Genomic DNA, 1,609 nt, shown 5'->3' with positions numbered 1-1,609 from the left:
CCCAGGGCCGCAGAGTATCGGGCTTGGCCAAGGCGGCTGCTTCGCGGTACCAAGCATCGGTTTGCGAATCCAACGGCGGCAGATGGTCTTTTTCATTAACGCAGACAAACGATTTGCTGTTGGCCATCACGCGGACGCCTGCAAGACAGAGCACGACCCAAAGTCCAATAGCCATCAGCCGCATCACTGCCCCGATTTCCAGTCGGGCCGATCTGCGTCGTAGCCCTGGGTCGGGTGAGGAGGCAGAGGATGGTCCTTTATCAAGTTGGGAAAACGCAAATCAGGATCAGCGGAAAGTTGGTCGTAAATACCATCATATAGTTTGTGTAGCCTCTCATCGGGGGCGTACCACATTCTGTCAACATCGGGACTAGTCTTATCAAAAACTCCGGACATGAAGAAGGCAGCATCATTATTTCCTTGGCTTGCAGCAAGAAGGTAATAGCCTGCCGCCTTTGGGTAGTTATGTGCCACCAAACGATAGTACATCGCCAGTTCGTAATTGGCAGGAGCATAGCCCTGGCCTGCAGCACAGTTCGTATATTTCAGCCCCAACTCATCCTGACCAGCAACATATATATATAGCCTTCCTAACTCAGTTAATGCTGGTGGATTACCCAAGCTTGCAGCCTTATCGAGAAAAGTAAGTCCATCAGTCGCAGGATTCTTGACGCCAGCGCGACTCCCGATCATTGCCGCCATATCGTAGAAACCTTGAGGAACCTTCAAATCGATCATCTTCTGGTAGAGATCTAGAGCTTTCTGAGTATCCTTCTCCACACCGCCTGGCCAACCGGTACGATAGAGGCTCGCCAAGTTATGCATAGCCTTCCAGTGACCACGCTCAACTGCCTTACTGTATAGATCGACGATACGAGGCCACGGACGCAAGGTATCGGGCTTGGCCAGGGTCGCCGCTTCGCGATACCAAGCATCGGCCTGCGGGTCCAGAGGGGGTAGATGGTCCTTTTCGTTAACGCAGACAAAAGGCTTGCTGTCAGCCATAGCGGGAACTGCTGCGAGACAAAGTACAGCCCATATTCCAATAGCCATTAGCCGAATCACTGACCCGGCTTCCAGTCGGGTCGAGCTGCGTCGTAGCCCTGGACGGGGTGGGGTGGCAAGGGGTTATCTTTTACCAAATTGGGAAAACGAAGATCGGGGTCGGCATCAATTTGCAGATAGAGGGAGTAGTAGAATTTCTCAAGCTTTTCATCCGGCGTATACCACATTGCACTTGAAGGAGGCGTCCTCTTTCCGAAGACGCGCGAGAGAAAAAAGGCGGCACTCCTGCCGCCTTGAGAGACGGAGACTTGATAGTATCTAAGTGCCTTTGGATAATTATGCTCAACCAACTCATAGTAGCTTCCAAGCTCATAGCTCGCCGGAGCATAACCTTGACTGGAAGCACAACTGGTATACGCCAGCCCCAATTCCTTTTCCTTGGCCACATAAATATAGAGTTTACCCAACTCGGTCAGTGCTGGCGGGTTCCCCAAACTAGCGGCTTTATCCAAGAAGGTCAGACCATCGGTAGCAGGGTTCTTAACACCGGCACGATTACCAATCATTGCCCCCATATCATAGAACCCCTGAGGCACATCCAGAT

The 1,609-nt window shown here is 52.0% G+C and carries 2 protein-coding genes and 1 pseudogene; all 3 read right to left on the bottom strand.

Annotation, left to right across the window (positions count from 1 at the left end):
* A pseudogene (locus HMPREF2581_RS31580) lies at nt 1-175 on the bottom strand (sel1 repeat family protein); the annotation flags it as partial.
* An 8-nt stretch (nt 176-183) separates the two neighbouring features.
* Nucleotides 184-1,053, bottom strand: coding sequence for a tetratricopeptide repeat protein (locus HMPREF2581_RS02965; protein WP_078452215.1), 870 nt, complete (start codon nt 1,051-1,053; stop codon nt 184-186).
* An 8-nt stretch (nt 1,054-1,061) separates the two neighbouring features.
* Nucleotides 1,062-1,609 (bottom strand): tetratricopeptide repeat protein (locus HMPREF2581_RS02960; protein WP_042917952.1); only part of this gene is annotated, 548 nt, incomplete at its 5' end.

The organism is Pseudomonas sp. HMSC057H01 (genome assembly GCF_001836405.1).
In the GTDB taxonomy this organism is placed as follows: domain Bacteria; phylum Pseudomonadota; class Gammaproteobacteria; order Pseudomonadales; family Pseudomonadaceae; genus Pseudomonas; species Pseudomonas aeruginosa.
This window is presented reverse-complemented; position numbering and strand designations above follow the sequence as displayed.